27 protein-coding genes are annotated in these 26,514 nt (G+C 65.2%); 17 read left to right on the top strand and 10 right to left on the bottom strand.

Translation table 11 applies throughout. The annotated features are described in order from the left end of the window. Positions 1-143 precede the first annotated feature (143 nt). The 6 genes from AB7F11_RS17845 to AB7F11_RS17820 are packed head-to-tail and all read right to left on the bottom strand — an operon-like array spanning position 144 to position 6,432. Positions 144-1,277, bottom strand: coding sequence for an ABC transporter substrate-binding protein (locus tag AB7F11_RS17845; RefSeq protein ID WP_428290075.1), 1,134 nt, complete (start codon positions 1,275-1,277; stop codon positions 144-146). 55 nt (positions 1,278-1,332) lie between these two features. Further along, positions 1,333-1,752: an acyl-CoA thioesterase gene (locus AB7F11_RS17840; protein ID WP_428290074.1), complete on the bottom strand. Its 420-nt coding sequence runs from the start codon at positions 1,750-1,752 to the stop codon at positions 1,333-1,335. After that, positions 1,749-2,513 carry an SDR family NAD(P)-dependent oxidoreductase gene (locus AB7F11_RS17835; RefSeq protein ID WP_428290073.1) on the bottom strand — a complete coding sequence of 255 codons (765 nt, stop codon included), beginning with the start codon at positions 2,511-2,513 and terminating at the stop codon, positions 1,749-1,751. The genes AB7F11_RS17840 and AB7F11_RS17835 overlap by 4 nt, the downstream gene beginning before the upstream one ends. A 16-nt stretch (positions 2,514-2,529) precedes the next feature. Next, positions 2,530-3,777: a thiolase family protein gene (locus AB7F11_RS17830; protein ID WP_428290072.1), complete on the bottom strand. Its 1,248-nt coding sequence runs from the start codon at positions 3,775-3,777 to the stop codon at positions 2,530-2,532. Positions 3,778-3,785: 8 nt separating this feature from the next. Then, positions 3,786-5,639 (bottom strand): feruloyl-CoA synthase, encoded by a 1,854-nt coding sequence (locus AB7F11_RS17825; protein ID WP_428290071.1) that lies wholly within the window; start codon positions 5,637-5,639, stop codon positions 3,786-3,788. A 4-nt stretch (positions 5,640-5,643) separates the two neighbouring features. Next, entirely contained in the window at positions 5,644-6,432 is a 789-nt protein-coding gene (locus AB7F11_RS17820; RefSeq protein ID WP_428290070.1) for a crotonase/enoyl-CoA hydratase family protein, read from the bottom strand. Positions 6,433-6,546: 114 nt separating this feature from the next. Here AB7F11_RS17820 and AB7F11_RS17815 point away from each other — a divergent pair, with 114 nt between their 5' ends. Together AB7F11_RS17815 and AB7F11_RS17810 are read left to right on the top strand one after the other, a co-directional pair. Then, positions 6,547-7,416, top strand: a complete 870-nt coding sequence (locus tag AB7F11_RS17815) for an amidohydrolase family protein (RefSeq protein ID WP_428290069.1) — start codon at positions 6,547-6,549, stop codon at positions 7,414-7,416. Between the two features lie 10 nt (positions 7,417-7,426). Further along, positions 7,427-9,265, top strand: coding sequence for an AMP-binding protein (locus AB7F11_RS17810; RefSeq protein ID WP_428290068.1), 1,839 nt, complete (start codon positions 7,427-7,429; stop codon positions 9,263-9,265). Between the two features lie 6 nt (positions 9,266-9,271). Here the strand turns inward: AB7F11_RS17810 and AB7F11_RS17805 are convergent, their stop codons facing one another. Next, positions 9,272-9,880 carry a 2-hydroxychromene-2-carboxylate isomerase gene (locus tag AB7F11_RS17805; RefSeq protein ID WP_428290067.1) on the bottom strand — a complete coding sequence of 203 codons (609 nt, stop codon included), beginning with the start codon at positions 9,878-9,880 and terminating at the stop codon, positions 9,272-9,274. A gap of 34 nt (positions 9,881-9,914) precedes the next feature. Continuing rightward, positions 9,915-11,042 carry a 5-methyltetrahydropteroyltriglutamate--homocysteine S-methyltransferase gene (locus tag AB7F11_RS17800; RefSeq protein ID WP_428290066.1) on the bottom strand — a complete coding sequence of 376 codons (1,128 nt, stop codon included), beginning with the start codon at positions 11,040-11,042 and terminating at the stop codon, positions 9,915-9,917. A 143-nt stretch (positions 11,043-11,185) separates the two neighbouring features. Here AB7F11_RS17800 and AB7F11_RS17795 point away from each other — a divergent pair, with 143 nt between their 5' ends. From AB7F11_RS17795 to AB7F11_RS17765, 7 genes are all read left to right on the top strand, one after another. Next, positions 11,186-12,265, top strand: coding sequence for a Rieske 2Fe-2S domain-containing protein (locus AB7F11_RS17795; protein WP_428300165.1), 1,080 nt, complete (start codon positions 11,186-11,188; stop codon positions 12,263-12,265). An 11-nt stretch (positions 12,266-12,276) separates the two neighbouring features. Then, positions 12,277-13,044 carry a GntR family transcriptional regulator gene (locus tag AB7F11_RS17790; RefSeq protein WP_428300796.1) on the top strand — a complete coding sequence of 256 codons (768 nt, stop codon included), beginning with the start codon at positions 12,277-12,279 and terminating at the stop codon, positions 13,042-13,044. Beyond that, positions 13,041-14,024: a PDR/VanB family oxidoreductase gene (locus AB7F11_RS17785; RefSeq protein WP_428289595.1), complete on the top strand. Its 984-nt coding sequence runs from the start codon at positions 13,041-13,043 to the stop codon at positions 14,022-14,024. The genes AB7F11_RS17790 and AB7F11_RS17785 overlap by 4 nt, the downstream gene beginning before the upstream one ends. A 98-nt stretch (positions 14,025-14,122) precedes the next feature. Then, a complete protein-coding gene (locus AB7F11_RS17780; protein ID WP_428289596.1) occupies positions 14,123-15,163 on the top strand; it encodes a TRAP transporter substrate-binding protein in 1,041 nt (346 codons plus the stop codon). A gap of 171 nt (positions 15,164-15,334) precedes the next feature. Continuing rightward, positions 15,335-15,859: a TRAP transporter small permease gene (locus AB7F11_RS17775; RefSeq protein ID WP_428289597.1), complete on the top strand. Its 525-nt coding sequence runs from the start codon at positions 15,335-15,337 to the stop codon at positions 15,857-15,859. Then, on the top strand, positions 15,859-17,175 hold the full coding sequence (locus tag AB7F11_RS17770; protein ID WP_428300163.1) for a TRAP transporter large permease: 1,317 nt from the start codon (positions 15,859-15,861) through the stop codon (positions 17,173-17,175). The genes AB7F11_RS17775 and AB7F11_RS17770 overlap by 1 nt, the downstream gene beginning before the upstream one ends. After that, the gene (locus tag AB7F11_RS17765) at positions 17,172-18,155 is read left to right on the top strand and encodes a Bug family tripartite tricarboxylate transporter substrate binding protein (RefSeq protein ID WP_428289599.1); all 984 of its coding nucleotides are present in this window, start codon (positions 17,172-17,174) and stop codon (positions 18,153-18,155) included. Before AB7F11_RS17770 ends, AB7F11_RS17765 begins: the two co-directional genes overlap by 4 nt. Positions 18,156-18,182: 27 nt before the next feature. On the opposite strand, the gene AB7F11_RS17760 is transcribed toward AB7F11_RS17765, so the two are convergent. Continuing rightward, the gene (locus tag AB7F11_RS17760; protein WP_428289600.1) at positions 18,183-19,091 is read right to left on the bottom strand and encodes a LysR substrate-binding domain-containing protein; all 909 of its coding nucleotides are present in this window, start codon (positions 19,089-19,091) and stop codon (positions 18,183-18,185) included. Between the two features lie 127 nt (positions 19,092-19,218). On the opposite strand from AB7F11_RS17760, the gene AB7F11_RS17755 reads away from it, so the two are divergent. From AB7F11_RS17755 to AB7F11_RS17720, 8 genes are all read left to right on the top strand, one after another. Further along, the gene (locus AB7F11_RS17755) at positions 19,219-19,911 is read left to right on the top strand and encodes a substrate-binding domain-containing protein (RefSeq protein WP_428289601.1); all 693 of its coding nucleotides are present in this window, start codon (positions 19,219-19,221) and stop codon (positions 19,909-19,911) included. Positions 19,912-19,931: 20 nt separating this feature from the next. Continuing rightward, a complete protein-coding gene (locus tag AB7F11_RS17750) occupies positions 19,932-20,966 on the top strand; it encodes an amidohydrolase family protein (protein WP_428289602.1) in 1,035 nt (344 codons plus the stop codon). Between the two features lies 1 nt (position 20,967). After that, positions 20,968-21,651, top strand: a complete 684-nt coding sequence (ligK, locus tag AB7F11_RS17745) for a 4-carboxy-4-hydroxy-2-oxoadipate aldolase/oxaloacetate decarboxylase (protein ID WP_428289603.1) — start codon at positions 20,968-20,970, stop codon at positions 21,649-21,651. Between the two features lie 129 nt (positions 21,652-21,780). Beyond that, positions 21,781-22,710 (top strand): amidohydrolase family protein, encoded by a 930-nt coding sequence (locus tag AB7F11_RS17740; protein ID WP_428289604.1) that lies wholly within the window; start codon positions 21,781-21,783, stop codon positions 22,708-22,710. Positions 22,711-22,762: 52 nt separating this feature from the next. Beyond that, a complete protein-coding gene (gene ligA / locus AB7F11_RS17735) occupies positions 22,763-23,203 on the top strand; it encodes a protocatechuate 4,5-dioxygenase subunit alpha (RefSeq protein ID WP_428289605.1) in 441 nt (146 codons plus the stop codon). 2 nt (positions 23,204-23,205) lie between these two features. Continuing rightward, positions 23,206-24,060, top strand: a complete 855-nt coding sequence (locus AB7F11_RS17730) for a class III extradiol dioxygenase subunit beta (RefSeq protein ID WP_428289606.1) — start codon at positions 23,206-23,208, stop codon at positions 24,058-24,060. Between the two features lie 112 nt (positions 24,061-24,172). Continuing rightward, the gene (locus tag AB7F11_RS17725; protein ID WP_428289607.1) at positions 24,173-25,135 is read left to right on the top strand and encodes a Gfo/Idh/MocA family oxidoreductase; all 963 of its coding nucleotides are present in this window, start codon (positions 24,173-24,175) and stop codon (positions 25,133-25,135) included. 5 nt (positions 25,136-25,140) lie between these two features. Beyond that, positions 25,141-26,142 (top strand): aldo/keto reductase, encoded by a 1,002-nt coding sequence (locus tag AB7F11_RS17720; RefSeq protein ID WP_428289608.1) that lies wholly within the window; start codon positions 25,141-25,143, stop codon positions 26,140-26,142. Positions 26,143-26,145: 3 nt separating this feature from the next. Here the strand turns inward: AB7F11_RS17720 and AB7F11_RS17715 are convergent, their stop codons facing one another. Then, positions 26,146-26,514, bottom strand: coding sequence for a hydroxyisourate hydrolase (locus tag AB7F11_RS17715; protein WP_428289609.1), 369 nt, complete (start codon positions 26,512-26,514; stop codon positions 26,146-26,148).

Below are 26,514 nucleotides of genomic sequence, written 5' to 3'. Positions count from 1 at the left end.
TCGCCTGCGGCGCCTCCCCCCTCTCTCGCCTTCGGCGGGAGGGGGGCGACACCTGGGGCCGGCGGAGCCGGACCCTCGGTGCCCCTGTTTGGCGTTGCCTCAGGCGAAACGGACGAGTGCGTCTTTCTATCGTTGGTTTGGAATCACTCGACTTTGAATTTGCCGTCGACGACCTTGAGCATCACACCCGTTTCATTGGTGTAGCCCCAGTGGTCATCCTTGGTCCAGTTCATCACGCCGTGCGAGAACACGGTGCGGCCCATGGTTTCGAAGGCGTCACGCAAACCCGCGCGGAACTCCGGCGTGCCGGGCTTGCCGCTTTTCAGCGCCATTGGCACGGCCTTGTTCAGGGCAATGGCGGCGTCGTAGCTGTGGCCGGCGAACTGGTTGCGCGTGCCGGGGCCCATCGCCTTCTCGTAGTTGGTGACGAAGTCCACCGCCAGCTTCTTGGACGGATGGGCCTCGGGCAACTGTTCGGCAATGACGGCCGGACCGGAGACCACGAAAGAACCTTCCACGTCCTTGCCACCGATGCGCACCAGGTCGGGCGTGGCGGCCGCGTGCGTCTGGTAGATCTTGCCTTTGTAGCCACGCTCCACGATGGCCTTGTGCGGCATCGCGGCGCCGGAGCCGGAAGCCACCACCAGGATGGCGTCGGGGTTGGCCGAGCTGAGCTTGAGGGCCTGCGGCGTGACGCTGGTGTCGGCGCGGGCAAAACGCTCGACGGCCACCACCTTCATGCCGGCTTTCTCGGCCAGCGGCGTGATCGCCTTCAGCCAGAGCTCACCGTAGGCGTCGGTGTAGCCCAGGAAGCCGATGGTCTTGATGTTCTGCTTCTTCATGTGCTCGACCATGGCGTGTGCCATCACATCGTTGCCCTGCGGCAGCCGGAACATCCAGTGATCGGCGCCCGGGGGCACGCCCACCGGCGAAGCGGCCAGCTGCACCGTCTTGGCTTCGGTGACCACCGGGGTCATGGCTGCCGCCACCGGGGTCAGGCACGAGCCGATGATCAGATCGACCTTGTCTTCGGTCACGAAGCGGCGGGCGTTGGCAGCGCCCTTGCCCGGATCGCTCGCGTCGTCGAGGATGATGAGGTTCACCTTCTCGCCTGCGATGGTTTGCGGGAACAGCTTGAGCTGGTTCTGCATGGGAATGCCCAGGCCGGAGCCCGGGCCGGTGAGCGAGAGGCTCACGCCGACGTTGATGTCGGCCAGCGCGGCGGTGGTGGCCAGCGCCGTGACGGCGGCGGCGACGAGGGTCTTGACGATTTTCACGGGGATGTCTCCTTCTGGGTGGTGGTGAGAAACGGAACGGGCAGGAAAAGGGGTTTCAGGAACACAGGGCCTTGATGTCTTCAGGCACGGGGATCGCCTTGATGCGTTCGGGTGCCTCCGGCGGGTGGATCACGAACGCGCGCGTCTCGGTGCCTTCGCACAGGAGATCGTCGCCGCGCTTCACGACGTGCCTGTGCATGAACACCTTCTCGCGCCACTCGGTCACGCTGGTGTGGATCTGCAGGCGTTCGCCATAGGTGGCAGGGCGGATGAATTTCGTGTGGATCTCCAGCAGCGGTGTGCCGACGATGCCGCGCGTCTTCACCAGTTCGCGCCAGGGCGGCACGCCGCACTGCATGAAGAAGTTCAGCGAAGAAGCGTCCATCCACTTGGAGAAGTTGGGGAAGAACACGATGCCGGCGGGGTCGCAGTCGCCGAACATCACGTCCAGCTCGAAGATCACGGTCTTGGTCATCGCGGGGCCATGCGCAAGGCGCCGTCGAGGCGGATCACTTCGCCATTGAGGTGCGTGTTGGTGACGATGTGGGCGGCGAGTTGGGCAAACTCTTCAGGCTTGCCCAGGCGCGGCGGGAACGGGATGCTGGCCGCGAGAGATGCCTGCACCGGCTCGGGCAGTTGTTTCATCAAGGGTGTGCTGAAGAGCCCCGGTGCGATGGTGCAGACGCGAATGCCGTGCTGCGCCAGGTCGCGTGCCATGGGCAGCGTCATGCCCACCAGACCGCCCTTGGAGGCGCTGTAGGCCTGCTGGCCCACCTGGCCATCGAAGGCGGCCACGCTGGCGGTGAAGATCATCACGCCGCGCTCGCCGTCCTCCAGTGGTTCCAGCTTCGCGCAGGCCGCGGCAAACAGGCGACTGGCGTTGTAGGTGCCGATCAGGTTGACGTTGATCACTTTCGCAAAGTCTTCCAGCGGTGCGGCGTTGCCGTCCTTGCCCACCACACGTTTCGCGCTGCCGATGCCGGCGATGTTCATCAGGATGCGGGCCGCGCCGTGCACGGCTGCTGCACCGTCGATGGCGGCCTGCAGGCTTTCGGTGTTGGTGATGTCGCACGCGAAGGCGGCGCCGCCGATGTCGGCGGCCACGCGCTGGGCGTTGCCCAGGTTCACGTCAAGCACGGCAACCTTCGCACCCAGGCGGGCCAGTTCGCGCGCCGTGGCTTCACCGAGACCCGAGCCGCCACCGGTGACAAGAGCGGCGTGTCCTTGAATGTTCATGGCTTGTGTTCCTTGTTCAGGCCGATGTGTTTTCGATCAGCAGCGCCATGCCCTGGCCTCCGCCCACACAGGCGCTTGAGATGCCATAGCGAATGCCGCTGCGCTGCAGTTCGCGCGCCAGCGTGAGCGTGAGGCGCACGCCTGTGGCGGCGAGTGGATGGCCGAGTGCAATGGCGCCGCCGTTGACGTTGAGGCGGTCCAGGTCCATGCCCAGCTCGCGCGCCACGGCCAGCGTTTGCGCGCCCTGCGCTTCGTTCACTTCGAACCGGCCGATGTCGGCCAGCTTCAAGCCGGTGCGCTCCAGCAGCAGGCGGATGGCCGGCGCGGGGCCGATGCCCATGATCTCGGGCGGCACGCCCACGGCCGCGGCGGCCACGACCCGTGCCAGCGGCGGCTTGCCCTGCGCTTTGGCATAGGCGCCCGAACTCACCACGCAGGCGGCCGCCGCATCCACCAGCGCCGAGCTGTTGCCACCGGTCTGCACGCCGCCGTCGAACACCGCTTTCAGTTTCGCCAGCACCTCCACCGGCGAAATGCGCGGATGCGTGTCGGTCGCCACTTCGGTCAGCTTGCCTTGCAGGCGGATGCCGCGCGGCTTGTAGCCGTCGAGTTCGAATTTTTCGCTCACCACCGGTGCGATCTCACCTGCGAGGAATCCGCTTTCCTGCGCAGCCACCGCCTTGGCGAACGAGGCCGATGCGAAGGCGTCCACGTCTTCGCGGCTGATGCCGTACTTTTTTGCCAGGTTCTCGGCGGTCTGGATCATGTTGATGCCGGCTGCCGGGTCTTTCAGCGCTTCCCACATGTAGTCCTTGAAGCCCACGGGCGAGCCCAGCTTGAAGCCGTTGCGGTGGTCGAAGGCCGCGATCGGGTTGCGCGTCATGCTCTCGGTGCCCACCACCAGCGCTGCGTCGCACGCGCCGCCCTGAATGTGTTCGCCCGCCTGGCGGAACAGTTCGAAGCCGGTACCACAGATGCGCTGCGCCATGATCGCCGGCACCTCCACCGGCACACCGGCGTACAGGCCGATGTGGCGCGGCAGGAAGAACTGGTCGAAATCACCCGGAGCCATGTTGCCCGCAACCACCGAGCCGATGTGCTCGCCCGGCACACCTGCCCGTGCCAGCGCTTCGCGTGCCGCCTTGATGCCCAGATCGGTGGGCGAAATGTGGCCGAGTGCGCCACAGTAGTCCACCATGGGCGTGCGCACGCCGTCGAGCAGCCAGACGTCGTCGAAGGCGTTGAAGAATCCTCGGGAAGCCATGTCGTGTCTTATTCAGGTTTCAGGATGGCGTGGAGCGTTCCGTCGTGCAGGTGCTCCACGGTTTCGGCGCGGTGGGTGAGCACGGCGCGCTGGTTGATCGACCCTTTGTCGGTGATCTCGCCGCGGTCGATGGTGGGCGGGTCGGCCAGCAGACACAGGCGGGCGATGCGACTGGCGCTGCCGGTCGCCGTCTTGGCGAGTTCGTTGACCACTCGCTGGAAGTGCGCGAGCACCGGTGCGCTGTTGAGCACGTCGTGCATCGGGGCGTCGGCCGGCAGGCCGCTGAGTGCGCGCACCGCGCCGGTGGGGAACACCATCGCGCCCACTTCCTTCATGTTCAGGCCGGTGAGCACCACGTCCTGGATGTAGGGCGCACCGGCTGCAATGATTTTTGCGCGCAGCGGGCCCACGCTCACGAAGGTGCCGGTGGCAAGCTTGAAGTCTTCGGCGATGCGGCCGTCGAACTTCAGGCCCTGGTGGATGTCGGTCTCGTCGATCCACTTCACCGCGTCGCCGGTCTTGAAGAAGCCTTCTTCATCGAACGACTCGGCCGTTTCCGCCGGCATGCGCCAGTAACCCGGCGTGATGTTCGGGCCCTTGTAGCGCACCTCCGTCTTGCCATCGGTGTCGACCAGTTTGAGCTCCAGGCCCGGCGTGGGCAGACCAAGGTCGCCCGCTTTCACATCGGGGCTGGTCACGAAGATGCCGAACGGGCTGGACTCGGTCATGCCCAGGCCGGTGCCCATGACGATGCGCTCACCGATCTCCTGTTCCTGCACCGCGTGCAGCGCGTCCCACACCGGTTGGGCCAGCGCGGCGCCGGCATAGAAGAACATCCGCACGCGCGAGAGCAGGTTCTTGCGCAGCGCCGCGTCGGTCTTCATTGCATGGGCGATGGCCTCGAAGCCTGTGGGCACGTTGAAGTACACCGTGGGCGCGATCTCGCGCAGGTTGCGCAACGTCTCGCCCATCAGCGCCGGCGTGGGCTTTCCATCGTCGATGTAGAGTGTGCCGCCGTGGTAGATCACCATGCCGAAGTTGTGATTGCCACCGAAGGTGTGGTTCCAGGGCAGCCAGTCCACCAGCACCAGCGGGCTCTCGGCCAGCACCGGCATGGATTCGCTCATCTGCTGCTGGTTGGCGCACCACATGCGCTGCGTGTTGATGACGGCCTTGGGCATCTTGGTGGAACCCGAGGTGAACAGGAACTTGGCGATGGTGTCGGGCCCGGTCGCGGCCTGCGCCGCGTCCACGGCGGCGGTGGGTTCAGTGGCCAGAAGCGCCGCGAAGGAGGTGGTGGCGCGTCCGGGCACGGTGCCTTCGGTCGTGACCAGTTCAACGCCTTCATGGAGCGTGGCCAGCATGGCGCGACCGTAGCGGTGCGCGTCGCTGGCGAACACCAGGCCGGGGGTGAGCGTCTTCACCACGTGGTGCAGCTTGTCGAAATCCTGGCTGATGAGCGAATAGGGCGGCGAGGTGGGGCAGTAGGCGATGCCGGCGTACAGGCAACCCAGTGCCAGCAGCGCGTGCTCCAGGTCGTTCTCGCTCAGGATCAGCACCGGGCGTTCGGCCGAGAGGCCTCGGTTCAGCAGGCCCTGGCCGATGCGCCGGGCCGCGTCCAGTGCCTGCGCGAAGGTGACGTGTCGCCAGTCGCCGGTGCTGCCGTCGGTGCTCTTTGTGCGGCGGGCAAACAAAGTCTGGTCGGGGCGCTCCTTCGCCCAGCGAATCAGGCGGTCGGTCATGCGATCGGGAAACGGCCCCAGTTCTTTGGCTGCGCCCAGGTAGTGGATGCCTTCGTTGCCATCGCGCAGCACGGCCTGCGTGACGCCGAACCTGAGTGGGCGGTACTTCGCTGCGGTCATGGCATCAGTCCTTGCTCACTTTGGCAGCACGGCCTTCCAGGAAGTCGCGCACGCGCGCCTTGGCCTCGGGTGCGTTCTGCACGATCGCAGCCATCAGCGCTTCGGTGAAGAAGCCCTGGTCGGCGGGTTGTTCGGCGATGCGTGGCAGCGCGTGCATCAGCGCGTAGTTGGTCAGCGGCGCGTTGCCGGCAATGCGCGCGGCCAGCTCCAGGGCCTTGTCCAGCGCGGTGCCGGACGGCACGAGGTATTGCGCGAGGCCGATGCGTTCGGCATCGACGGCCTTGTAGACGCGACCGGTGAACATCATGTCGGCCATGCGTGCGGCGCCGATGAGGCGGGGAATGCGCACCGAGCCACCACCACCCACGAAGATGCCGCGCGAACCCTCGGGCAACGCAAAGAACGACGTCTCGTCGGCCACCCGGATGTGGCAGGCGCTGGCCAGTTCGAGACCGCCGCCCACCACCGCGCCGTGCAACGCCGCCACCACCGGCACCGGACCCGACTGAACGCAGTCCAGTGCCGCATGCCACATGCGCGAATGGTGCAGGCCTTCGCCGGCATCGCGCTCGCTCAGCTCGGAAAGATCCAGCCCGGCACAGAAGTGCTCGCCGGCGCCGTGGATCACGGCCGCGCGCACACCATGCGGCATGCCCTGAAAGATGTCGCGCAGCGCGAGGATCAGGCCATCATTGAGTGCATTGCGCTTGGCGGGGCGGTTGAGCGTGATGACAGCGATCTCGGACGATCCGCCTTGCAAACTCAGACTGATGTCGGTGGAATGGATGGGCATGGAAGGGTTTGCGTGCTTGAAGTGATCGGGCATTATTGTTATAAACAATAACCAAATCAAGCGCGCCGGTCAGAAACAGACCCCCGTGTTTTCCCTAGGGCTCCGGAGACCAGCATGGACCACAAGAACCTCATCGCGATCGACATCCACACCCACGCCGAAGTGAGTTGCCGCAACCCTTTCGACAGCTATGGCGAAGAGTACGACCGGGCGGCCGACAAGTACTTCGGCAGCAACCGGCGGCCGACCATCGCGGAGACCATCGCCTACTACAGAGAGCGCAAGATCGGCCTGGTGATGTTCACCGTGGACAGCGAGGCGCAACTCGGCCGCCGGCGCATTCCCAACGAAGAGATCGCGCAGGCCGCGCGCGAGAACAGCGACATGATGATCGCCTTCGCCAGCATTGATCCGCACAAGGGCAAGATGGGTGCGCGCGAGGCCGAACGGCTGATCCGGGAAGAGGGTGTGAAGGGCTTCAAGTTCCACCCGACGGTGCAGGGCTACCATCCCTACGACCGCATGGCCTGGCCGATCTACGAAGTGATCAATGCGCACAAGCTGCCCACCATCTTTCACACCGGCCACAGCGGCATTGGCTCGGGCATGCGTTGCGGCGGTGGCCTGCGCCTTGAATACAGCAACCCCATGCACCTCGACGACGTGGCCATCGACTTTCCGGACATGCAGATCGTCATGGCGCACCCCAGCTTCCCCTGGCAGGACGAGGCCCTGAGCGTGGCCACGCACAAGCCCAACGTGTGGATCGACCTCTCGGGATGGAGCCCGAAGTACTTTCCCAAGCAACTCGTGCAGTACGCCAACACGCTGCTCAAGGACCGCATTCTTTTTGGAAGCGACTACCCGCTGATCACGCCCGAGCGCTGGATGAAGGATTTCGAAGTTGCCGGCTTCAAGCCCGAGGTGATGCCTGGCATCCTCAAGGGCAACGCCGTGCGCCTGCTCGGCCTGGATTCCCGGTGAGCCTGGCACCATGCAAGCCTTCTCCACGCTGGCCGACATCGAGCACCTGGAGCGCACGGTGCGGGCGGTGGTGGCGCCGCACCGCAGCCCGTACGCACTGATCCGCGCGGCGGCCCTGCGATTTGCGGGTCGTGAGGCGTTGACCTTCCTGCCCGATGCGCGGCTGGACACACCGCCACGACGCACCACCTACCGCGCATTGCTCGCTGGCATCCATCGAGCCGCCAATCTTTTTCGCGCCATGGGCCTGGGGCCGGACGACGCCGTGGCCGTGCTCGCGCCCAACACGCCCGAGGCACACGCGGTGATCTGGGGGGCGCAACTCGCTGGCCGCGTTTGCCCCATCAACTACCTGCTGCAGCCCGAACACATTGCCGCACTGCTCAAGGCCGCCAACGCCAAAGTGCTCGTGGCGCTGGGGCCGAACGATGAACTGTCCGTGTGGCCCGTGGCCGAGCAGGTGGTGCAGATCCATCCATTGCCCCTGATCCAGATTCGCGTGGGTGCGCACGCCGAACCCGGCGTACCGGTCTTGCAGGACCAGATGGCCCTGCTCTCGGATGAACTCGCCTTCGAGCCCGACCTGAACCCCGACCGTGTGGTGGCGCTGTTCCATACCGGCGGCACCACCGGAGCGCCCAAGCTGGCGCAACACACGCAGGGCAATGAAGCGCACACGGCGTGGTTCGCCCACGCCTTCTACGACATGGACGAGCAGGCGGTGGAGATCAACGGCTTTCCGCTGTTCCACGTGGCCGGTGCCTTCGTCTATGGCCTTGCGCTGCTGGCGATCGGCGCACGCCAGGTGCTGCCCACGCTCACCGGCATGCGCAACACGGGCTTCGTGCAGGCGTACTGGAAGTTCTGCGAGCGCGAGCGCGTGACGCACCTGGCCTGCGTGCCCACCGTGCTGGCCAGCTTGCTGGGCGTGCCCGTCGACGCCGATGTGCGCAGCGTGCGCGCTGCCTATACCGGTGGCTCGCCGCTGCCCGCCGAACTGGCGCAACGCTTCGAGACCGCCACCGGCATCCCGGTGCGAAACATCCTGGGCATGACCGAGTGTGCCGGGCTGGTGAGCATCGAGCCGCTGCGCGGCCCGCGCACGCCCGGCTCGGCCGGCCTGCGCCTGCCCTATACCGAGGTGCATGCCGTGCCATGGCGCAATGGCCAGGCGCAACTGGCCGAGCGCTGTGCAACCGGCGAAACCGGCGTGCTGGTGCTTCGCGGGCCGCATGTGAGCCCGGGCTACACCGATGCGGCGCGAAACGCCGGCATGTTCGAGCAGGACTGGATCGTCTCCGGCGACCTCGGCCACATCGACGAGGCGGGTCGCATCCACATCACCGGTCGCGCCAAAGACGTGATCATCCGTGGCTCGCACAACATCGACCCGGCGCTGGTGGAGGACGCCTTTCTTGCGCATCCCGCGGTGGCTCTGTGTGCCGTGGTCGCCGAGCCGGATGCCTATGCCGGTGAAATCCCGGTCGCGTTTGTCACGCTGAAGCCTGGCTCACCGATCACCGCCGAAGCATTGCTGGCGGCGGTCGCTCCCACCGTCTACGAACGGCCAGCGGTCCCCAGGCGCGTGGTGCTGGTCGATGCTTTGCCGGTCACGGCGGTCGGCAAGGTGTTCAAGCCAGAACTCCGCCTGCGCGCCATCGAGATCAAACTGCAGGAAGCGCTGCGCGACTGGGCGCCCGGCAAGGGCGCAAAAATTCGAGCATTCGAGCAGGGCGGACGCCAGCGCGCACTGATCGAACTGCCCGGCCCCATGGATACCGTCCTGCACGAACGGGTGAGGCAGGGGATCTCGGCCATGGCCGTGGACATCGAGATCCGGTTTGATTGAAGGCACTCACCAGCCGCCGCGAACGAGCCAGCGGTCAAGCTGGTCAAGCTTGTCGAAGCCCCAGAACATCTCGCCGTCCACCAACACCGTGGGAGAGCCAAACACGCCGGCTGAGAGCGCCTCGTCCACGTCTGCGCGAAGCAGGGTGGCGGCTTCGTTGCCGGCTGCCGCCTGTGCCAGTGTTTCGCCAGCCAGGCCGCCCGGCAAATTCAGGCCGACGAGCGATTCCGGTGTGGAGAGGTCCCTTCCCTCGCCCCAGTAGGCGCCATAGATCGCATGTGCCATGGCCGCGGCTTGCTCGGGATGGTGTTTCCGCACCCAGGCGAACGCGCGCGCCGAGGGAAGGGGATTCATCACCGGATCGCGCGGCTGGCGCCCCAGGGAAATGCCCGTTTCACGGGCGGTCCGCAACACGTCGCGCCCTGTGTAGTCGCCCTTGAGCGGTGTGTCCATCAGCGGCTTGAGCCCCATCACCTTGAGCACCGACACGCCCAGCAGCATGGCGTGCCAATGCACTTCGCGCCCGTGCCGTGCGGCCAGCGCCTCGATGCGCTGCGAGGCAAAAAAACCGTAGGGCGAGATGAAGTCGAAGTAAAAGTGCAGCGGTGCGGTCATGCCCGCCATGGTAGGTGCGTTCGGGGTGGCGCCTTCAACCCCACACCTCGCGCGCCGTTTCAACCACCAGCGCGAGCTTGCGTCGCTGGTCTTCCACAGCAATGTTGTTGCCGTGCACGGTGCTGGAGAAGCCGCATTGTGGCGACAGGCACATCTGGTCGAGGGGGGCGTACTTTGCCGCTTCGTCGATGCGGCGCTTGAGGTCGTCCTTGCTCTCGAGCTGGCCAAACTTGGTGGTCACCAGGCCGAGCACCACGATCTTGTCCTTGCTCAGGTAACGCAGCGGGCGGAAGTCGCCACTGCGGTCGTCGTCGTATTCCAGGAAGAAGGCGTCGAGCTTCATTTCGGAGAGCAGCGCTTCGGCCACCGGTTCGTAATTGCCGGCCGCCGCGTGCGTGCTCTTGAAGTTGCCCCGGCACAGGTGCATGGCCAGCGTCATGCCGGCTGGCTTGCGTGCCACCACCTTGTTGATGAAGCCTGCGTAGCGATGCGGCAGTTCGTTGGGGTCGTCGCCGCGCTGGCGGGCCGCCTCTCTCATGCGCTCGTCGCACAGGTAGGCCATGTTGGTGTCGTCCATCTGCACGTAGGTGCAGCCGGCATCGGCCAGGCTCTGCAGTTCCTCACCGTAGGCCTTGGCCACGTCGTCGTAGAACACCGGGTCGAGTTCCGGGTAGGCCTCCTTGCTGATGCCTGCTCGCCCGCCGCGAAAGTGCAGCATGGTGGGCGAGGGGATGGTGACTTTGGGGGTGAGCGCCGGCAAGCCCAGAGCCTCCACCTGCGCCTTCAGGTACTGGAAGTCCGCGAGCTGGATGTCCTTGGCGTGGCGCACCTTGTCGATCACGCGGATCACCGGCGGCGCCAGTTCTTCGCTGCCATCGGGTTTTCGGATGGTCACCGGGATGTCGGTCTTCACGCCGCCGAGCTGCTCCAGGAAGTCGATGTGGAAATAGGTGCGACGGAACTCACCGTCGGTGATGGACTGCAGCCCCACGTCGGCCTGGAACTTCACGATGTCGGTGATGGCGCGGTCCTCCACTTCACGCAATTGCGCCGGCGTGATGTCTCCCCTGGCTTTCTTTTCGCGCGCTTCAAGCAGGTAGGCCGGTCGTAGAAAGCTGCCAACGTGGTCGGCGCGAAAGGGCGGTCGGGGGCGCAAGGTCATGGCGTTGTCCGGATTGAGGATCGTCGTATGAAGGGTGAGTAGGTACTTTGCCAGCCTTTGAAGAATACACAAACCTATGGAAAACCCCAACAAACGTCAAAATAACTTGAAAATTGCCAGTTTCTGTATACATTGCGTATCCCATGAACACCACGCCTTCGCATTTCCCGCTCAATGCCTGGTACGCCGCCGCGTACGACGTGGAGGTGAGCCGCAACCTGCTGGCACGCACCATCTGCAACCAGAAGCTGGTGCTCTTCCGGCAGCTGGACGGCAGCGTGGCCGCCCTGGAAGATGCCTGCTGGCACCGTTTGTTGCCGCTCTCCATGGGGCGGCTCGAAGGCGACGAGGTGGTGTGCGGTTACCACGGGCTGGTCTACAACGCCGAAGGCCGCTGCACCCACATGCCGAGCCAGGAAACGCTCAACCCTTCGGCCTGCGTGCGGGCCTTCCCGGTACTGGAGAAACACCGTTTCGTCTGGGTCTGGCCCGGCGACCCGGCGCTGGCCGATCCGGCCCTGGTGCCCGACTTGCACTGGAACCACGACCCGGCCTGGGCGGCCGACGGCAAGATGATCCGGGTGAGGTGCGATTACCGGCTGGTGGTGGACAACCTCATGGACCTCACGCACGAGACCTTTGTGCATGGCAGCAGCATCGGCAACCGCGCCGTGGCCGAGGCGCCTTTTGTGGCCACGCATGGGGAGCGCACCGCCACCGTCACGCGCTGGATGGAAGGCATCGAGGCTCCGCCTTTCTGGGCCGGCCAGATCCAGCAGGCGCGGGGCTACAACGGCCCGGTGGACCGCTGGCAGATCATCCGCTTCGAGGCCCCCTGTACCGTGGCCATCGACGTGGGCGTGGCGCCCGCCGGCTCAGGCGCGCCGCAGGGCGACCGCAGCCAGGGCGTGAACGGTTTCGTGCTCAACACCATCACGCCCGAGACCGGCAACACCTGCCTGTACTTCTGGGCCTTCGCTCGCAACTACAGCCTGCAAGAGCAGCGCCTCACGCACCAGTTGCGCGAAGGCGTGGCCAGCATCTTCCGCGAAGACGAACTGGTGCTGGAGGCGCAGCAGAAGGCGATCGAAGAACACCCGGACCACAGGTTCTACAACCTCAACATCGACGCTGGCGCGATGTGGGCGCGACGGCTCATCGACAAGCTGGTGGAGCAGGAGCGCCCCAGTCCCACCATCATTCCCATTCGCAGGGCGGGTTGACGATGTCGCAAATGGCCGTGTCCATGCCCGTCAACGAAACCGCTGGCACCGAAAGCGCCCAGGTGCGCGCGCTCCTGCAGTTGCGCGAACTCATCCTGTCGGGCGAGCTGCCGGGTGGCTCGCGCATTGCCGAACTCGCCATCGTCGAACGCCTGGGCGTCTCGCGCACGCCGATCCGCGCCGCGTTGATGCGGCTGGAGCAAGAGGGTCTGTTGCAGACGCTGCCCAATGGCGGCTACGTGGTGCAAACCTTTTCCGAGCGCGACATCGCCGATGCGATCGAGCTGCGCGGCACGCTCGAAGGGCTGCTTGCGCGACTGGCGGCCGAGCGCGGAGCACCGGGCGTGGTGCTGGCCGAGGCGCGCCAGTGCCTTGACCGCATCGACACCGTGCTGGCGGCGCCGGCACTCGACGATGAGGGGTTCTCCGCCTATGTGGCGCTCAACAGTCGGTTCCACAGTCTGGTCTGGGAGATGGCCGACAGCCCGACCATCACGCGCCAGCTGGAAAAGGTGCTGAGCCTGCCGTTTGCCTCGCCTTCGGGTTTCGTGGTGGTGCAGGCGCACTCGAGCCGCGCGCGCGACATGCTCGTGGTGGCACAGGATCAACACCGGCAAGTGCTTGAAGCCATCGAGCAGCGCGAAGGCGCGCGCGCCGAGGCCATCATGCGCGAGCACTCGCGCCTGGCGCAGCGCAACCTGCGCGACGTTCTCAATGGCCCGGCCCGAGTGCATGCGCCTGGCGCCATGCCGGCCATCAAACTCATTCGCAGACGATGAAAAGCACACTCACCTGGCATCCCGCACGCGTGGCCGAATTGCGCGACCTCACGCCCACCGTGCGCGAATTCGTCATCGCGCCTGTCGAGGGAGCAGCCGAGCGCTGGGCGCCCGGGGCGCATCTTCCGCTGCGTCTGCAGGCCGAGGGGCGCGAGTTCACGCGCCAGTACTCTCTGGTGGGTGCGCCTGAGGAAGCGGTGGGCTACCGTATCGCGGTCAAGCGGCTCGACGATGGCCTGGGGGGCTCGCGCGCCATGTGGCAGCTGGCGGTGGGCGATGCCATCGAGGCCGGCACACCGCAGAACCATTTCCCGCTGGGATTTGCTGCGCCAGCCTCCTTGCTGGTGGCTGGCGGTATCGGCATCACGCCCATGGTGTCCATGGCGCAGGCGCTGGCCCGCGCCGGGCACCGCGTGCGGCTGCTGTACGCCGCGCGCAGCGACAGCGAGCTGGCCTATGGCGAGACCTTGCGCGAACTGCTGGGCGAGAGCCTGGTCACCTGCGTGTCGTCCAGAGGCGAACGACTGGATCTGGCGGGCGAGATCGACGCCCTGGCCCTGGGCGCCCAAGCCTATGTCTGTGGTCCGGCAAGCCTGCTGGATGAGGTGCGTTCGCGCTGGCTGGCCGCAGGCCGGCCCTTGCCCAGTTTGCGTTTCGAGACGTTTGGCAGCGGCGGCCGCCTGCACAGCGCGAGTTTTCGCGTGGAATTGCCGCGCCACGCCGCCCGGCTTGAAGTGCCGCCCGACCAGCCTCTGCTGGACGTGCTGGAGGCTGCCGGCATCGAGGTCATGAGCGATTGCAGGCGCGGCGAGTGTGGCCTTTGCGCCATGGACGTGCTCTCGCTCGAGGGCGAGATTGATCACCGCGACGTGTTCCTGAGCGAGCGCGAAAAGCGGGAGAACAAGCGCATCTGCGCCTGCGTGTCCAGGGTGGTGGGTCGCGTCACCCTCGACACCGCGTGGCGCGCCGAGTGCACTTGAACTGGCATCGTGTGGGCATGGCGTTCTTCAAGTCATCCGGATCGGGGCGCGCCCACACGCCCACGAGCCGGAGCATCCATCAGGAACTGGAGACACACATGAGCATTTTCCATCGCCGCAGAACCTTGTTGGCGCTGAGCGCTGCCGCCCTCGCGGGTCTGGCCGGACAGGCCACCGCCCAGCAGGTGGTCACACTGCGGCTGCACCAGATGCTGCCGCCCCAGGCCACCATTCCTGCGCGCGCACTGACCCCCTGGGCGCAGAAGGTCGAAGCGGAATCCGGAGGCAGGATCAAGGTGCAGCTGTTTCATGCCATGCAGCTCGGCGGTGCACCTCCACAGTTGTTCGACCAGGCGCGAGACGGTGTGGTGGATTTCACCTGGACCGTGCTGGGCTACACCCCTGGCCGCTTCAACAAGTCAGAGGTCTTCGAGCTGCCATTCATGAGTGGATCTGCTGAAGAGTCTTCGCGTGCGTTCCAGGAATACGTGGAGAAATACGCCGCCGATGAATTCAAGGACGTGAAGCTGATCGCGGTGCATACCCACGGGCCTGGGCTGTTCCACACCAAGACGCCCGTCACAGGACTGGAGAGCCTGCGTGGCATGAAAATCCGGGGTGGCTCGCGCGTCATCAACAACATGCTCACCAAGCTGGGTGCCACACCTGTGGGCATGCCGGTGCCTGCGGTGACCGAGGCACTTTCCAAGGGCGTCATTGATGGCACGACGATTCCCTGGGAGGTGACGCCTGCCCTCAAGGTGAGCGAACTGGTGAAGAACCACACCACGTTCGCCGGCAAGCAGGGCCTGTACACCCAGACCTTTGCGTTCTCGATGAACAAGGGTGCCTATGACAAGCTGCCGGCCGATCTGAAAAAGGTGATCGACGCCAACTCAGGCGTCGAGACCGCCGCGATGTTCGGGCGTGCCATGGACGAGGGCGACAAGGCGGGCCGTGCCATTGCAGAAAAGGCCGGCAACAACATCGTGGCGCTCGATGCCGCCGAGACGCAGCGCTGGCGCCGCACCGCCGCGACGGTGGAGACCGACTGGATCAACGAAATGAAGGGCAAGAATATTGACGGTGCAAAACTTGTATCGGAAGCACGTGCCTTGATCGCAAAATACGCACGCTGATCGCACTGGGGCCTGTGCACGCGATTTTTCCAGGTGGAAAAGTGGCGTGAACAGGCCCCAGGCAACAGGTGGCCGCCTTCCTGAAGAAGGCGGCCATTTGCTTTGCGGCCTGCAGGCGTGAGCGATCATGGACAATTCGATGCTTGGATGTTTTTCTGGAAAGAACGCGAAATGATTGGATTCGTTTACAGGCTGGCCTGGTGGTCCGCCGTCACAGGAGGCCTGGTGCTGGTCGCCCTCACCCTGATGATCGTGGCCAGCGTCTCTGGCCGGGCCCTGATCGGCGTGGGTCTTGGTCCTGTGCCGGGAGACTTCGAGCTCGTCGAGGTGGGCACGGCCATTGCCGTTTTCTTCTTCCTGCCATGGTGCTACCTGCGCGGTGGCCATGCCACGGTGGACCTGCTGTACATGCACATGCCCGCCTGGGCGCGCAAAACCGTCGTCCTGGCCAGTGACTTCCTCATGCTGGGGCTCTGGCTTTTGCTCACATGGAAGCTCTGGGAAGGCATGCTGGAGAAGAAAGAGTACCTGGAGACCACATTCATTCTCCTGATGCCGATCTGGTGGGCCTATGCCCTGTGCCTGGTCGGTGCCGTGATTGGCTGCCTGAGCTACCTGGCCAAGACGTTGACGGAACTGGGACTGGCTTCCGAGCCTGCAGGCTGGAACGTCGCAGCCAACGAAGGAGGCCACTGATGTCCGGCATCGAACTCGCGGCCTGGTCGTTCCCGATCATGCTGCTGCTGATTTTCATCCGCGTCCCCATTGGCCTGGCGATGCTGGTGTGTGGACTCGGCGGGGCATGGGTCATCTATGGCAGCGCAGACCCCATCCTCAACCAGCTCAAGCAGATCAGCTACAGCACCTTCTCGAACTACAACCTGTCGGTGATTCCCTTGTTCCTGCTGATGGGGCAGTTCGCGGCGCTGGGAGGCCTGTCGCAAGCGCTCTTCAAGGCCGCAGAGGCCTGGATCGGACACCGCAAGGGTGGTGTGGCGATGGCCGCCGTTGGCGCGTGTGCAGGTTTCGGGGCCATCTGCGGCTCATCGCTGGCTACCGCCGCCACCATGGGCCAGGTCGCCCTCCCCGAACTGAAGCGGGCCGGCTACGCCGGTGGCATCTCCACGGCCACGCTGGCCGCCGGCGGCACGCTGGGCATCCTGATTCCGCCCTCGGTGGTGCTGGTGATCTACGCCATCCTCACCGAGCAGAACATCGCCAAGCTGTTCCTGGCCGCGTTCGTGCCAGGCCTTCTGGCCGCCCTGGGCTACATGGTCGTGATTGCGGTCTACGCCCGTCTCAAGCCGCAGGACGTCGGCAGCATGCCGCCCATGCCCATGAAGGACCGCTGGGTCGCGACCGTGAAGGTGTGGCCGGTGCTGACGATCTTTGTGGTCGTCGTGGGTGGCATCTACACCGGCTTGTTCACGCCCACCGAAGGCGCGGCTGTGGGTGCTTTCGGTACCGGGATCGCCGCCTGGATGGGTGGTGGCCTCAATCGCAAGACCCTGATGGGCGCCATCATGGGCACGGCCATTGCCACCGGCATGATCTTCATGATCGTGCTGGGTGCTGGCCTGTACAACACCTTCCTCGCACTTTCCCAGCTGCCGCAGGAGGCGGCACAGATGGTTGCCGGATCGGGGCTCAATCCCTGGCTGGTGCTGGTGGCCATACTGGTGCTCTACATCCTGCTGGGCTGTTTCATGGATTCACTTTCCATGATCCTGCTCACCATCCCGGTGTTCTTTCCCATCGTCACGGTGCTGGACTTCGGGCTGTCGCCGGAGGAGTTCGCCATCTGGTTCGGCATTCTGGTCTTGATCGTGGTGGAGGTCGGTTTGATCACGCCACCTGTGGGCATGAACCTGTTTGTCATCAATTCGATGGCCAAGGATGTGCCCATCACCCAGACCTACCGCGCCGTCCTGCCCTTCGTGGCAAGCGACATGGTTCGCACCGCCATCCTCGTGGCGTTCCCTTCCATCACGCTCTTCGTCCTTCGTCTATGAACCTGCATCGGCGCGATCTGCTGGGCGCGGCCCTTTTTTCCGGGATGCTGGTGGCCGGCACCCGGACCGTCCTGGCCCAGGTGCCGTTCCCTGTGCGTGGCCTGCGCATCGTGGTGCCGTTTTCGGCCGGCGGCGTGGGCGACCTCACGGCGCGCATCGTCGCCGCAAAGCTCGCCGAACGCCTGGGCCAGACGGTGGTGATCGAGAACCGCCCCGGCGCGGGTGGCGTGGTGGCCGCCGAGAGCGTGGCTCGAGCCGAGCCGGACGGGTACAGCCTGTTTCTCATGTCCAATGGCACGGCGGTCACGGCCAGCCTGTTCAAGTCGCTGCCTTTCGACACCGTTCGCGATTTCATCCCGATCTCGACACTGGGTTTTTTCGATATCGCGGTGGTCGCGCACCCCGACGCGCCCTTCAAGACCTTTGCCGAGCTGCTGGCATTTGCCCGCGCCAACCCGGGCAAGCTCAACATCGGCAGCATCAACATCGGCAGCACGCAGCATCTGGCTGCCGAGCTGTTCAAGAGCACCGCCGACATCGACGCCCAGATCGTGCCCTTCAACGGCACACCCAATCTCATCGGTGCGCTGCGAGGGCGTCAGGTCGATGTCGGTGTGGAGATTCTGGCGCCGGTGCTCACGCAGATTCGCGGTGGAGCCCTCAAGGCGCTGGCGGTGGCTGGCGAGCGTCGATCCCTGGTGCTGCCCGAGGTGCCCACTGCGCTGGAAGCCGGCGTGAACGGATTCATCGCATCGTCCTGGAACGCGCTGGCCGCGCCCGCGAAAACGCCGCGAGCCGTGATCGACCGCCTTCAGCGCGAAATTGCCGCCTCCCTGGCAGACGCCGAGGTGCAGAAGAAGCTGCGCGAACTCAACATCGACCCGCGCTCATCCACGCCCGAGCAAGCGTCGGCGCTGTTGGCCAGCGACATCCAGCGGTGGAGCCGCGTCATCGAGCGCGCAGGCATTCCGAAGCAGTGACCTGGAACATGCTGTCCGCCGGCCGGTTCAGCGCGTGTTGAGCTTCTCCAGCGTGTGACGGATGAGTTCCAGGGTGGTCTTCTGCGTCAGCGTGGCCGGGCGCTGCGAGCTCACGCCCAGGCACAGGCGGGTGCGCAAGGGTGGCTCGGTCACCTGGCGCATGCGGTAGGCCGAGGGCCGGATCGAGCTGGCCACCGCGTTGCGCGAGAGCAGGGCGGCGCCCGCGCCGTCGGCCACCAGATCCAGGATGGCTGAAACCCCGTCGATCTCCAGCGCCACCCGGGGGCGACAGCCGATGTTGGCCATTTCGGCCTCCACATGCATGCGGACAGCGTTGGGTCGGCTGGGAATGACCAGCGCAAGCGCGGCCACCTCGCGCAGGGGAACGGGCGGCGGCGGCGGGTCCTCCGGCAGGCCGGGAGGGCGCGGCTCCACCAGCATCAGGTCCTCGTCATACAGCGGGTGGATGTCCAGCTCTGGCGCCGGCTGTGCGTTGTAGAGCACCGCAATGTCCAGGCGACCGGTGACCAGCCACTCCTGCATGGTCACCGACAGGCCTTCGGTGATCGACAGGCTGGCCTGCGGCAGTTGATGTCGGAAGGCGCGGGTGAGCGGCACCGCCAGCACCCGGGCCAGACTGGGCGGCAGACCGATGGCCACACGCCCGGCCAGGGCACCTCGCACCCGGCCCAGCTCCTCGCGTGCGCGCTCCACCTGGTGCAGGATGCCCCGGCCGTGCGCCAGCAACAGCTTGCCAGCCTCGGTGGGCACCGCGCCGCGGCCATTGCGCACCAGCAGGTTCTGGCGCAACTCCACTTCCAGCAGGCGCACCTGCCGGGACAGGGCTGGTTGCGCCACGTGCAGAGCCATCGCTGCGCGCGTGAAGCTGCCCAGTTCGGCCACGCGAACGAAGTACTCGAGTTGCTTGAGATCCATGGGATGTCGTGTTGGCGGTTTGAGTGGATCATAGTTATGTTCATTTGTTCTAGCTGCTAGCCCGGCAATGGCTTTTTTTGTGACCTTAGCCGGTTCACAATGGCCGGTCGCTACGAGAGTTCTTGCCATGTCCCTCCCCATCCAAGGTATTTCGTCCATGGCCACCCGGCAGGTGCTGGCCGAGCTGGTGGCTGGCTATGGCCAGCGCTCGAAGGGTCCGATCACCATCGAGTCGGTCGGGGGGGTGGATGCCGCCAGGCGGGTGCAGGCCGGTGAGGCCTTTGACCTCGTGGTGCTGGCCTCGGACGCGATCGACAAGCTGATCGCCGCCGGACACCTGCGCGCAGGCAGCCGGGTCGATCTCGTGCGTTCGGGCGTGGCGGTGGCGGTGCGCAGTGGCGATCCGCTGCCCGACCTGTCCTCGGAAGAATCGGTTCGAGCCGCTGTGCTGGCCGCTCGCAGCCTGAGCTGCTCCACCGGCCCCAGCGGCGTTGCATTGGCCCGGCTGTTTGAGCGCTGGGGCATCGCCGATCAGATCGCCAGCCGCATGGTGCAGGCGCCGCCGGGCGTGCCGGTAGGCACGCTGGTGGCGCGCGGCGAGGTGGCGCTGGGATTCCAGCAGCTCAGCGAACTGCTGCACGTCGAGGGCATCACCGTCGCTGGCGCGCTGCCACCGGCCATCCAGATCGTCACCACGTTTTCAGCCGGCATTCCCGTGGGCACCGCCCGGGCCGATGAGGTCCAGGCGCTGCTCGACTTCATGGTCTCGCCCGCCGCCGACGAAGCCAAGCGGCGCCAGGGCATGGAACCCGCGCGCTGACACATCCATCAGGAGCACCCATGAGCCTCATCATTGATTGCCACGGTCACTACACCACGGCCCCCAAAGCACTGGAGAACTGGCGCAACCAGCAGATCGCCGGCATCAAAGACCCCGCCAGCGCGCCCAGAGTGGCGGACCTGAAGATCAGCGACGACGAACTGCGCGAGTCCATCGAGACCAACCAGCTCAAGCTGATGAAAGAGCGCGGCAGCGACCTCACGCTGTTCTCGCCGCGCGCAAGTTTCATGGCGCACCACATCGGCGACTTCAGCGTCTCCAGCACCTGGGCCGCCATCTGCAACGAACTCTGCTACCGCGTCTCCACCCTGTTCCCCGAGAACTTCGTGCCCGTGGCCATGCTGCCGCAGTCGCCCGGTGTCGACCCGAAGACCTGCATTTCCGAGCTGGAGAAGTGCGTCAAGGAATATGGCGCTGTCGGCATCAACCTCAACCCCGATCCTTCTGGCGGTCACTGGAACAGCCCGCCGCTGACCGACCGGCACTGGTACCCGATCTACGAAAAGATGGTGGAGCACGACCTGCCCGCCATGATTCACGTCAGCACCAGCTGCAACGCCTGCTTCCACACCACCGGCGCGCACTACCTGAACGCCGACACCACCGCCTTCATGCAGTGCATCCAGGGCGATCTGTTCAAGGATTTCCCCACGCTGAAGTTCCTCATTCCGCACGGCGGCGGCGCGGTGCCCTACCACTGGGGGCGGTTCCGGGGCCTGGCGCAGGAGATGAAAAAGCCGTTGCTCGACGATCACGTGATGAACAACATCTTCTTCGACACCTGCGTCTACCACCAGCCTGGCATCGACCTGCTCAATACCGTGATCCCGGTGAAGAACGTGCTGTTCGCCAGCGAGATGATTGGTGCCGTGCGCGGCATCGACCCCACCACCGGCCACTACTACGACGACACCAGACGCTACATCGAAGCCTCGAAGATCCTGAGTGCGGACGACAAGCACCAGATCTATGAAGGCAACGTGCGCCGCGTGTTCCCGCGCCTCGATGCGCGCCTGAAAGCCAAAGGAATCTGACATGTACGAACTCGGCGTTGTCTACCGCAACATCAACCGCGCCGACCGCGCAGCCGCCGACGGCCTGGCCGCGCTCGGCTCGGCCACGGTGCACGAGGCCATGGGCCGCGTGGGTCTGCTCAAGCCTTACATGCGTCCGATCTATCCGGGCCAGCAGGTTAGCGGCACCGCCGTCACCGTGCTGCTGCAGCCTGGCGACAACTGGATGATGCATGTGGCGGCCGAGCAGATTCAGCCGGGCGACATCGTGGTGGCCGCGGTCACCGCCGAATGCACCGACGGTTTCTTTGGCGACTTGCTGGCCACCTCGTTCCAGGCGCGCGGTGCGCGTGCCCTGGTGATCGACGGCGGCGTGCGCGACGTCAAGGAACTGCAGAAGATGAACTTCCCGGTTTGGAGCAAGGCCATCTCGAGCAAGGGCACCATCAAGGCCACGCTGGGTTCGGTGAACATTCCCATCGTGTGTGCCGGCATGCTGGTCACGCCCGGCGATGTGATCGTGGCCGACGACGACGGCGTGGTGTGCGTGCCCGCCGCGCGCGCCGCCGCCACGCTGGAAGCCGCGCAGAAGCGTGAAAGCTTCGAAGGCGAGAAACGCGCCAAGCTGGCCAGCGGCGTGCTGGGGCTGGACATGTACAAGATGCGAGAGCCGCTGGCGGCCGCTGGATTGAAATACATCGACTGATCCAATTCCTGTTCCGGCTGAGCCTGCCCTTCGACAAGCTCAGGACGATCGGAAGAACAACCATCCGTTCGAGCTGAGCCTGCCCTTCGACAAGCTCAGGGCGAACGGAGCAACTGGAGCTACCAAAGAATGAAATTCGAGAAGACCCCTGGCTGGCTCGACTGGTACACCGGCCCGAGCAAGCCCCGTTTCCAGGTGCCGGCCGGCAGCGTGGACGCGCATTGCCACGTGTTCGGCCCAGGCTCCGAATTTCCCTATGCGCCCGAGCGCAAGTACACGCCTTGCGACGCCAGCAAGCATCAGCTCTTCGCGCTGCGCGACCACCTGGGTTTCACGCGCAACGTGGTGGTGCAGGCCACCTGCCATGGCGCCGACAACCGCGCACTGGTCGACGCACTGGTGCACTCCAACGGCAAGGCGCGTGGAGTGGCCACCGTCAAGCGCAGTGTGACCGACCAAGAACTGCAGGCACTGCACGCTGCCGGTGTGCGCGGGGTGCGCTTCAACTTCGTCAAGCGCCTGGTGGACTTCACGCCCAAGGAAGAATTGATGGAGATCGCTGCGCGCATCCACAAGCTGGGCTGGCACGTCGTCATCTACTTCGAGGCGGTGGACCTGCCCGAGCTGTGGGACTTCTTCACAGCGCTTCCGACCACGGTGGTGGTGGACCACATGGGCCGACCCGATGTGAACAAGCCGGTGGACGGGCCGGAGTTCGAGCTGTTCCTCAAGTTCATGCGCCAGCACCCCAACGTGTGGAGCAAGGTGAGCTGCCCCGAGCGCCTGAGCGTGACCGGTCCGAAAGCGCTGAACGGCGAGCAGAACGCCTACACCGATGTGATTCCCTTCGCGCGCAAGGTGGTCGAGGAGTTCCCAGATCGCGTGCTCTGGGGCACCGACTGGCCACACCCCAACTTGAAAGACCACATGCCCGACGATGGCCTGCTGGTTGATTTCATCCCGCACATCGCGAAGACGCCTGAGCTTCAGCAGAAGCTGCTGGTGACCAATCCGATGCGCCTGTACTGGCCCGAGGAAAACAACCCCCGTTCCGCCTGAGCTTGTCGAAGGCTTCGACAAGCTCAGCTCGAACGGATCACTGGAGAACCCGATGGCATTGGAAAAACCTTATCTGGACGTGCCCGGCACGACCATCTTCGACGCCGAACAAAGCCGCAAGGGCTACTGGCTCAACCAGTTCTGCATGAGCCTCATGAAGGCCGAAAACCGCGAGAAGTTCAAAGCCGACGAACGCGCCTACCTTGACCAGTGGGCGATGACAGAAGAGCAGAAGCAGGCCGTGCTCGCGCGAGACCTGAACTGGTGCATCCGCCTGGGCGGCAACATTTACTTCCTGGCCAAGATCGGCGCCACCGACGGCAAGAGCTTCCAGCAGATGGCGGGTTCGATGACCGGCATGACCGAAGAAGAGTACCGCAACATGATGATCGCCGGTGGCCGTTCGGCCAATGGCAACCGCGTGGTGGGCGAGGACGGCGATGCGCAGGCGCACCGCCAGCCGCAGGGCTCCGCCGGAAAGAAAGTGAACTGAACATGGCACGCATCACCGCATCCGTCTACACCTCTCACGTGCCGGCCATCGGCGCTGCGCTCGACCTGGGCAAGACGCAGGAGCCCTACTGGCAGCCGGTCTTCGCTGGCTACGACTTCTCCAAGCAATGGATGAAGGCGAACAAGCCCGACGTGATCTTCCTCGTCTTCAACGATCACGCCACGGCTTTCAGCCTGGACATGATCCCCACCTTCGCCATTGGGACGGCCGCCGAATTCCAGCCTGCCGACGAAGGCTGGGGACCGCGACCCGTACCCAAGGTCATGGGGCACCCCGATCTCGCGTCGCACATCGCGCAGTCTGTGATCCAGCAGGACTTCGACCTCACCATCGTCAACAAGATGGATGTGGACCATGGCCTGACGGTTCCACTCTCGCTGATGTGCGGTCAGCCACAAGCCTGGCCCTGTCCGGTGATCCCGTTCGCAGTCAATGTGGTGCAGTATCCCGTGCCCAGTGGTCAGCGCTGCTACAACCTGGGCAAGGCGATCCGCAAGGCGGTGGAGGCCTACGACGAAGACCTCAACGTGCAGATCTGGGGCACTGGAGGCATGAGCCACCAGCTGCAGGGGCCACGCGCGGGGCTCATCAATCAGGCGTTCGACAACGCGTTCCTGGATCAGCTTGTCAGCGACCCCGACGCCGCTGCCCGGATTCCGCACATCGACTACGTGCGCGAGGCGGGGAGCGAAGGCATCGAACTCGTGATGTGGCTCATTGCACGCGGTGCCATGGCCGATGTGGCGGGTGGCAAGCCACCCAGGGTGGCGCATCGCTTCTACCATGTGCCAGCGAGCAACACGGCCGTGGGCCACTTGATTCTCGAGAACGTTTAACCCCCGATCGTCCTGAGCCTGTCCTTCGACAAGCTCAGGACGATCGGAACATCACCACGCTGGCGAGCCCTTCGACAGGCTCAGGGCGATCGGACATCACCGGAGAACCGAAATGAGCAAAACCATCAAAGTCGCCCTCGCGGGCGCGGGCGCCTTCGGCGTCAAGCACCTGGACGGCATCAAGAACATCGACGGCGTGGAGGTGATCTCGGTCATCGGCCGTGAACTCGACAAGACCCGGGAAGTGGCCAGCAAATACGGCATCGGTCACGTCACCACCGATCTTGCCGACTCGCTTGCGCTCAAGGAACTGGACGCGGTGATCCTGTGCACGCCCACGCAGATGCATGCCGAGCAGACGATCGCCTGCCTCAACGCCGGCAAGCACGTGCAGGTGGAGATTCCGTTGGCCGACAGCCTCAAGGGCGCGCAGGACGTGGTGGCATTGCAGAAGAAGACCGGGCTCGTGGCCATGTGCGGACACACGCGCCGCTTCAACCCCAGCCACCAGTTCGTCCGTCAGCAGATCGAAACAGGCCAGTTCAACATCCAGCAGATGGACGTGCAGACGTATTTCTTCCGTCGCACCAACACCAACGCGCTGGGCCAGGCCCGCAGCTGGACCGACCACCTGCTGTGGCACCACGCAGCACACACCGTGGACCTGTTCGCTTACCAGTGCGGCAGCCCGATCGTGCAGGCCAATGCCGTTCAGGGGCCGATCCATCCGACGCTGGGCATCGCCATGGACATGAGCATCCAGCTCAAGGCCGCCAATGGCGCGATCTGTACCCTCAGCCTGAGCTTCAACAACGACGGCCCGCTCGGCACCTTCTTCCGCTACATCGGCGATACCGCGACCTACATTGCGCGCTACGACGACCTGTTCAACGGCAAGGAGGAAAAGATCGACGTGTCCAAGGTGGCGGTGAGCATGAACGGCATCGAGCTTCAGGACCGCGAGTTCTTTGCCGCCATCAAAGAGGGCCGCGAGCCCAATTCCAGCGTCGCCAAGGTGTTCGCCTGTTACGAGGTCCTGCACAAGCTGGAGCAGCAACTGAACGCGAACGGTTGAACGCCATGCAGCAGCGCCAACTCGGCCCCTTCAAAGTCTCGGCCATCGGCCTGGGCTGCATGAACATCTGCCACGCCTATGGCGCACCGATTCCGGCCGATCAGGCCGAGCGGTTGCTGCTCTCGGCTCTGGACCAGGGAGTGACCCACTTCGACACCGCCGCGCTCTATGGCTTTGGCGCCAGTGAGACCGCGGTGGGCAAAGCCCTCTCGAAACACCGCAGCCAGTTCACGCTGGCCAGCAAGTGCGGCATGCAGGGCGTGGATGTGGCCGGCGACGGCAAACTGGTGCGTGTGATCGACGGGCGGCCCGAGACGATCCGCGCCACGTGCGAGGCCGCGCTCAAGCGGCTGAAGACCGACGTGATCGACCTCTACTACCTGCACCGCTGGGACAAGCAGGTGCCGATCGAGGACAGCGTGGGCGCCCTGAGCGACCTGGTCCGCGCGGGCAAGATCCAGGCCATTGGCCTTTCCGAGGTGTCGGCGGTCACCTTGCGCAAGGCGCACGCGGTGCATCCCGTCGCCGCGGTGCAGACCGAGTATTCGCTTTGGACGCGCAACCCCGAGATCGCCGTGCTCCAGGCGTGCCGCGAACTCGGTGTGAGTTTCGTGGCGTTCAGCCCGGTGGCGCGCGGTTTCCTGTGCGGCCCGCTGGATCTGGCCGCACTCGACCCCAAGGACATCCGCCGCACCATGCCGCGCTTCTCTCCCGAGCACTACGCGTCCAACCTCAAGCTGCTTGGGCCCTACGAGGCCGTGGCGCGCGAAGTGGGTTGCACGCCGGCCCAGCTCGCCATTGCCTGGCTGCTGCACAAAGGCAACGACATCCTGCCCATTCCAGGCACGGCGCGAGAGGACCATCTGCGCGACAACCTCGGGGCGGCCGACGTGAAGCTGGACACCGCGACGATGGTGAAGCTCGGGGCACTCATCAACCAGCAAACGGTGAGCGGCAACCGCTACAACGACCAGGCGAACCGCGAAGTCGACACCGAGGTGTACTGATCGTCAGGCGCCTCCGCGAAACAGCGAGAAGCCCCAGGCCGTGAACTTGAACGGCAAGTGGTAGTGCTGCACCGGGTCGGCAATGTGGAAACGGTAGGGCACCACTTCCAGGAACACCGGTCCGGTGGCGGCCAGGCCCAGGCGCCGGTAGAAGTCGCCCACGGCAAAGCGCACCTCGTAGCCGCCGGCGGTGATGGCCTCGCTCATGAGGGCCGGGTGCTGCAGCAAGCCGTTGCTCCCCACCCGCCCATCGGCCAGCAGTTCGCCCTGAGGTCGTCCATCGGAGCCCAGGCGCTGCACTTCCACGCCGAGCCCCTGCGCCAGCCGGCCGCTGGCCACGTCCACGCAATGGATGGATATGCCGCCGCTCAT

It is taken from the genome of Hydrogenophaga sp. (assembly GCF_050250835.1).
GTDB lineage: Bacteria > Pseudomonadota > Gammaproteobacteria > Burkholderiales > Burkholderiaceae_C > Hydrogenophaga.
This window is presented reverse-complemented; position numbering and strand designations above follow the sequence as displayed.

Coding starts and splice junctions, on each gene's coding strand:
- AB7F11_RS17790 (WP_428300796.1), top strand. CDS start 12,277: ATGGCCGTGTCCATGCCCGTCAACGAAACCGCTGGCACCGAAAGCGCC.
- AB7F11_RS17725 (WP_428289607.1), top strand. CDS start 24,173: ATGAGCAAAACCATCAAAGTCGCCCTCGCGGGCGCGGGCGCCTTCGGC.
- ligK (WP_428289603.1), top strand. CDS start 20,968: ATGTACGAACTCGGCGTTGTCTACCGCAACATCAACCGCGCCGACCGC.
- AB7F11_RS17810 (WP_428290068.1), top strand. CDS start 7,427: ATGCAAGCCTTCTCCACGCTGGCCGACATCGAGCACCTGGAGCGCACG.
- AB7F11_RS17820 (WP_428290070.1), bottom strand. CDS start 6,432: ATGCCCATCCATTCCACCGACATCAGTCTGAGTTTGCAAGGCGGATCG.
- AB7F11_RS17795 (WP_428300165.1), top strand. CDS start 11,186: ATGAACACCACGCCTTCGCATTTCCCGCTCAATGCCTGGTACGCCGCC.
- AB7F11_RS17825 (WP_428290071.1), bottom strand. CDS start 5,639: ATGACCGCAGCGAAGTACCGCCCACTCAGGTTCGGCGTCACGCAGGCC.
- AB7F11_RS17835 (WP_428290073.1), bottom strand. CDS start 2,513: ATGAACATTCAAGGACACGCCGCTCTTGTCACCGGTGGCGGCTCGGGT.
- AB7F11_RS17805 (WP_428290067.1), bottom strand. CDS start 9,880: ATGACCGCACCGCTGCACTTTTACTTCGACTTCATCTCGCCCTACGGT.
- AB7F11_RS17730 (WP_428289606.1), top strand. CDS start 23,206: ATGGCACGCATCACCGCATCCGTCTACACCTCTCACGTGCCGGCCATC.
- AB7F11_RS17750 (WP_428289602.1), top strand. CDS start 19,932: ATGAGCCTCATCATTGATTGCCACGGTCACTACACCACGGCCCCCAAA.
- AB7F11_RS17840 (WP_428290074.1), bottom strand. CDS start 1,752: ATGACCAAGACCGTGATCTTCGAGCTGGACGTGATGTTCGGCGACTGC.
- AB7F11_RS17720 (WP_428289608.1), top strand. CDS start 25,141: ATGCAGCAGCGCCAACTCGGCCCCTTCAAAGTCTCGGCCATCGGCCTG.
- AB7F11_RS17755 (WP_428289601.1), top strand. CDS start 19,219: ATGTCCCTCCCCATCCAAGGTATTTCGTCCATGGCCACCCGGCAGGTG.
- AB7F11_RS17775 (WP_428289597.1), top strand. CDS start 15,335: ATGATTGGATTCGTTTACAGGCTGGCCTGGTGGTCCGCCGTCACAGGA.
- AB7F11_RS17770 (WP_428300163.1), top strand. CDS start 15,859: ATGTCCGGCATCGAACTCGCGGCCTGGTCGTTCCCGATCATGCTGCTG.
- AB7F11_RS17765 (WP_428289599.1), top strand. CDS start 17,172: ATGAACCTGCATCGGCGCGATCTGCTGGGCGCGGCCCTTTTTTCCGGG.
- AB7F11_RS17780 (WP_428289596.1), top strand. CDS start 14,123: ATGAGCATTTTCCATCGCCGCAGAACCTTGTTGGCGCTGAGCGCTGCC.
- AB7F11_RS17785 (WP_428289595.1), top strand. CDS start 13,041: ATGAAAAGCACACTCACCTGGCATCCCGCACGCGTGGCCGAATTGCGC.
- AB7F11_RS17830 (WP_428290072.1), bottom strand. CDS start 3,777: ATGGCTTCCCGAGGATTCTTCAACGCCTTCGACGACGTCTGGCTGCTC.
- ligA (WP_428289605.1), top strand. CDS start 22,763: ATGGCATTGGAAAAACCTTATCTGGACGTGCCCGGCACGACCATCTTC.
- AB7F11_RS17815 (WP_428290069.1), top strand. CDS start 6,547: ATGGACCACAAGAACCTCATCGCGATCGACATCCACACCCACGCCGAA.
- AB7F11_RS17715 (WP_428289609.1), bottom strand. CDS start 26,514: ATGAGCGGCGGCATATCCATCCATTGCGTGGACGTGGCCAGCGGCCGG.
- AB7F11_RS17800 (WP_428290066.1), bottom strand. CDS start 11,042: ATGACCTTGCGCCCCCGACCGCCCTTTCGCGCCGACCACGTTGGCAGC.
- AB7F11_RS17760 (WP_428289600.1), bottom strand. CDS start 19,091: ATGGATCTCAAGCAACTCGAGTACTTCGTTCGCGTGGCCGAACTGGGC.
- AB7F11_RS17740 (WP_428289604.1), top strand. CDS start 21,781: ATGAAATTCGAGAAGACCCCTGGCTGGCTCGACTGGTACACCGGCCCG.